This is a genomic window from Kamptonema sp. PCC 6506 (assembly GCF_000180455.1).
Classification (GTDB): Bacteria; Cyanobacteriota; Cyanobacteriia; order Cyanobacteriales; family Microcoleaceae; genus Kamptonema; species Kamptonema formosum.
The window spans coordinates 1-4,392 of the sequence record NZ_CACA01000122.1 but is presented as its reverse complement, the minus strand read 5'-3'; the positions used below and the strand labels follow the sequence as shown (position 1 = coordinate 4,392).

The window sequence follows — 4,392 nt, the reverse complement described above, 5'->3', positions numbered from 1 at the left end:
CATGTTCGCCTGTACGCTTGCTATTACCCGTGCCACCTTTCTTGTCCGTATGGCTGATTAAGATAGGAAATTCTCTAGCTTTTCTGGCATCAGATAAGACGGAAAATAGGAAATCCTCTACACCATTTCCAGGGATACGAGTAGCATAATTGGTGTACTCATCCCACACCGAAGTAATAGGAGGAGAATTGAGGTTGCGGGTTTTGAGTCGCTTGTAATAATTAGAGAGTTGAGCCGCAATTGCGGCATAGTTTTGTTGGTGTCCAACTAAACGACAAGCGAACCATTTATCCTCATTTTGATGAGCGTGAGGGTCGCTCACTTCTAAGCTGTGTCCGCAGTACAATTTTCTTAGTAAAATTAAGAAGCCAACAAAGGTAGTTTTGAAGGCTCCTTGACCTCCTTTTACTAGCAAAGCAGGGGGTTCAAGCAAGCACAAAACCCACTTAGTCTCAGGTTGATTGAGTAACATCCACAACTCTTCTAATCTGCGGTCATTTGCTCCTTTAGCTGCATCAATTGGTATTATTGGTTGAGTGGGAGGTGTGGGACTATTAGAAGAGTCTGGAGGCTGTTGTCCTGGTTGCCCAGGCGTTGTTTGTTGTGACTCTAATTCCAACACTTTGTAGAGGTGATAGCAGCCAGTTCCTACACTAATAAGAGCGATAGCGATGCCAATTGGTTTCCAATCAGGCGGCTTAGAAGTGGCGTATAACTTGTCAGTTTGCTGCCACAACTGCACATCTCTTTCTGTCAATACATCTTGAGTTTTAGTGGCATGATAACCAATAGTTAATGCACCCATAAAGCAGCCAGTAGCAATGCACGCTCGTACCCATTTATTCATGGCTGTTTGACCTCCTGTTCTCGATTGAATTTCATGGCTGTTTGACCTCCTGTTCTCGATTGAATTTCATGGCTGTTTGACCTCTTGTTCTCGATTGAATTCTCGTTCAGCTTCTCGCTGTTCTTCTATTTGCTTCCCTGATAAAGCTTCAGCAGATTGTTGTAGATAAAGAGTGCGACTTTGCCTTAGTTTCCGCATAGCTGCTATCATTAAATTAGGCTGGACATCGGCAATGGTGGAAACTTGTCCAGTTCGAGCTTGTAGCACTGCACAATACTCAAATAAAGCAGCAGCCATTCTGGGATAGTCAAGTCGAATTGCTGCTTGATTCCAATCTGTTTCTATGCGACTTTCTACTAAGTCAAAACATCCGTCGCGGCTCATGCGGTGACAGGGGTGTTTTTTGTCTTCTCTTTGTTTGTCAATGTTGAAGGTCTTTTTCTGAGCTTCTGCTAGGATTAATCGCTGCCATTGACCGGGTTCTCCTACGCCATCACCCCATACAAATAGGTTCATTTGTTGTTGGTCTTGGAGGAAGTTGGTATCGAGTTGATTGACTAATGTTTGGGGGTTGAAAGTGGTGGTTGGTGCTACTTTCTTTTGAGGTTGGCTGTTGAAAGTCCAATAGGCGATAATTCCGGCAATAGGTAGTGCTACCGCACCAACTGCAATCAATCGAATTGCTAGGGGCGATAGTTTGAATTTAGGGCGGTTTTTTTGTTGTTCAAAAGTCAATGGATATGGTGGTGGTTGCCATTCGGGTTGGGGTGGAATTGGTTGTACATCCATGTTATTTATCCTGTTGTTGTTAAGAGATTGCTAAGCCATCTGTACCTATAAATACTTCAGGTTTTCTCCTGTTGTTGTTAAGAGATTGCTAAGCCATCTGTACCTATAAATACTTCAGGTTTTCTCCTGTTGTTGTTGAGAGATTGCTAAGCCATCTGTACCTATAAATACTTCAGTTGCACCGATAATTAGCTCAGTTGATGGTGGTGAAATCTTGGAGGACTTGGGCTCTGTTTTTTGAGGCTTTAGGAAACAGGAAAGGCAAATAGCTAAGGCGATAAAGGCTCCACCTAAACTGCCGATTGGGGTGCTGTTGCCAACTGCAACGCCGCTCAACATTGTTAAGCTGGTGATGCCAATTGCTCTATTTCTTTCCTGTTCAACTAACACTTTTTGTTGTATCGCTAGGGCTTTTCCTAGTTCTGTATGAGCTTCTACCAGAGCCCTGCTGATTGTTGCCGTTGGGTGGTTTTGTAAGGTTCTAAGGCACTCGAAGTTACGGGTACTGCTAACTTGGGGGTGGGAAGTTTGGCTTCCCTCAAGTCTAAAGGGGTGGCTGCTGCTGCCTCTGATAAACTGTTTAAGTTGCTGCGAAGGTTGTTGCCAAAGTCGGATAATTCGGTGACTAAAGTGGTGACGTAACCTACTTTTAAGGCTTGCACGTTGGTTTTGGCCATTTGTGATCCTGTTTCGGCGAGGCCAATGTTGCCTTGCTGTGTGGCTTCAATAAGTGCTTGAATGGCTGCACCTTTATCTTCTGTTTCGTCTCGTTTGGCATCGGAGGGTTTAGCTATAGCATCTGGGTCGATTTCGTTGCAGTAAGCACTGCGTCCGTTTCGGGATGATGCTATTTGTAAAATGGCATCGTCAGGTGAGAGTTTTTCATCCCTTACTAGCGAGTAATAATGGCGGATTTCAGTAGCATCAATTTCGTCAACTTGTGAGTTTTGCCAATTGGGTTGACCTAATGCTTTTCGGACATTGGTGATGTCGGCAACTTTGGCGAGTCCGAGTTCACTTTTGAGTTCTGTTCTGGAAATATTCATGGGTTGGCAATCCTTGTTCAATTAAACGCCTGTGTACTGGGTCAATGCGGTAGTTGGCTTCAATCAGCCATTTTTCGAGGGTGACTAAGCACCATTTGTGGAAGTCTGAGAACTTTCGCTCGTGCAGTTTGCGACTGAACTCCGGGCATTCTTCTAAGAGGGACAGCCTTCGCTTAAATGTTGCTTCTGACATAGGCTTGCGGCCGCCGAGGAGAAGTTTGAGTTCTGTTCTTTCCCACCATGAGCGCGTTCCTGTGCTAGGGTTGAAAGCCCTGACTGTGATTGGTTTACGGTGTTTTTTCATCACTTTCGTGAGCTAATTCGTGAGCTAATTGAGAGAGTTGTTTTTTCGATTTGAATTAGCTCACAAAGGGGGTAAAAAAATTTAGCTGATAGGGCGATCGCGCGATCGCTTTGAGTTCAACAAGCTTGAGGGCGCGATCGTTTTCTGGGATGGCGGTGAATTGGTTAGCCTGTCCCAGTTGCTGCGGGAGATTGGGTTGAGGCAGAGCGATCGCGAATTGTGCGACCGCCTGATTTTGCGTCATAGTGAATTAGCTCCTATGTTAATGAGAGTTGAGCCAGCGGTAAAAGTTGTCCAGACCAGCACCGCTGGCTTTTAGATACCTGTTGCTAGTGCATTATAGCACTATAGCTATATCAGTCAAGGGCATTGTGATGGTATTAGGTAGGTAAAGATGAGCAAATTTATGAAGTAATGGCAAAACACACCATCCGATGTAGGCTTCAAGAATGGATAGATGCAATGGGGCTGACCTATTCCGCTGTAGCTGAATCGGCTGATGTTGATGTAGGTGCTGTGCGACGATTAGCAAAGAATCAGTTTGACCGAGTGGACTGTGCTACGTGGCAAGCGATCTGCAAACTCTTCAATAAACAGATAAACGAACTTTTTTATGAGGAAAAACCAGAGGATTGACATACGGGAGACTTTACTTAACAATACTTAACTTTTGACTGTCACATAAATTAATATTAGGATCTGTATACGATCAATTATTTAACTGCGGTATGATCGTAGAAGTCCAAGCGAACATTGCTATATCTATGGCGAGAATAAGAGGAGTGGGCGGACACCGCCGTAAAGGAGAACCAGCTCTTTATAATGAAATAAAAAAGCTGGTTACGATTTCCCTTACTCCAACAGGCGTTGCAAACCTTGATGCACGAGCAACACAACTCGGAACTAACCGGAGTGACCTGATCGAGCAGTTTGCCAGAGGGCTGTTGGATGCCACTCCCGCACCGACTGAAGGTGAATTGCAGGAAACGCAGACCCCCGCGAAAGCTTCTTGATAGAGACTAAGTAGTTCTATCAAGACAAGCTGCACGGATTGGGTAACGTTTCTGGTTTACCAAGTTTGGGGCGATTGTAGCGCCTATTAGGAGCGCAAAATTACCACTTGAGGACTGCTTATGGGGTCGCGCTCGCGGCTATTAAGTACAAAAAATGCCCCTAAAATCGTATTCGGGGCATAGCCATTAAGTAAGTTAAAAAGGATCGGAGTCATCTCGACAACTCGATTGTGGAGTGCTGTGTGAATTGAACCCTCGCGCACACTCTCAATTCTGCTGCCTGATGCCGTGTTTTAGTTATGCAAAATTAGCGGAAATGCGTAAGCATTCTCAGCTAGAGACTTGTCAATCACTTGTCAAGTTCCTCAAGCTGTAAATTCAAAGCATTTTAGT

Annotated in this window: 7 protein-coding genes and 1 pseudogene; 2 read left to right on the top strand and 6 right to left on the bottom strand. The window is 44.7% G+C overall.

The window, feature by feature from the left end:
* From OSCI_RS06945 to OSCI_RS06925, 6 genes and pseudogenes are all read right to left on the bottom strand, one after another.
* A pseudogene (locus OSCI_RS06945) lies at positions 1 to 847 on the bottom strand (hypothetical protein); the annotation flags it as partial.
* 66 nt (positions 848 to 913) lie between these two features.
* The gene (locus OSCI_RS06940) at positions 914 to 1,636 is read right to left on the bottom strand and encodes a hypothetical protein (RefSeq protein WP_007354172.1); all 723 of its coding nucleotides are present in this window, start codon (positions 1,634 to 1,636) and stop codon (positions 914 to 916) included.
* 114 nt (positions 1,637 to 1,750) lie between these two features.
* The gene (locus tag OSCI_RS06935; RefSeq protein ID WP_007354171.1) at positions 1,751 to 2,026 is read right to left on the bottom strand and encodes a hypothetical protein; all 276 of its coding nucleotides are present in this window, start codon (positions 2,024 to 2,026) and stop codon (positions 1,751 to 1,753) included.
* A 44-nt stretch (positions 2,027 to 2,070) separates the two neighbouring features.
* On the bottom strand, positions 2,071 to 2,682 hold the full coding sequence (locus OSCI_RS06930) for a hypothetical protein (protein WP_007354170.1): 612 nt from the start codon (positions 2,680 to 2,682) through the stop codon (positions 2,071 to 2,073).
* Positions 2,651 to 2,986 carry a hypothetical protein gene (locus OSCI_RS29705; RefSeq protein ID WP_007354169.1) on the bottom strand — a complete coding sequence of 112 codons (336 nt, stop codon included), beginning with the start codon at positions 2,984 to 2,986 and terminating at the stop codon, positions 2,651 to 2,653. The genes OSCI_RS06930 and OSCI_RS29705 overlap by 32 nt, the downstream gene beginning before the upstream one ends.
* 55 nt (positions 2,987 to 3,041) lie before the next feature.
* Entirely contained in the window at positions 3,042 to 3,230 is a 189-nt protein-coding gene (locus tag OSCI_RS06925; protein ID WP_007354168.1) for a hypothetical protein, read from the bottom strand.
* Positions 3,231 to 3,400: 170 nt separating this feature from the next.
* Here OSCI_RS06925 and OSCI_RS06920 point away from each other — a divergent pair, with 170 nt between their 5' ends.
* Together OSCI_RS06920 and OSCI_RS06915 are read left to right on the top strand one after the other, a co-directional pair.
* On the top strand, positions 3,401 to 3,622 hold the full coding sequence (locus tag OSCI_RS06920; RefSeq protein ID WP_019487993.1) for a helix-turn-helix domain-containing protein: 222 nt from the start codon (positions 3,401 to 3,403) through the stop codon (positions 3,620 to 3,622).
* Between the two features lie 128 nt (positions 3,623 to 3,750).
* A complete protein-coding gene (locus OSCI_RS06915; RefSeq protein ID WP_234708715.1) occupies positions 3,751 to 3,999 on the top strand; it encodes a hypothetical protein in 249 nt (82 codons plus the stop codon).
* The last annotated feature ends 393 nt before the right edge of the window (positions 4,000 to 4,392 follow it).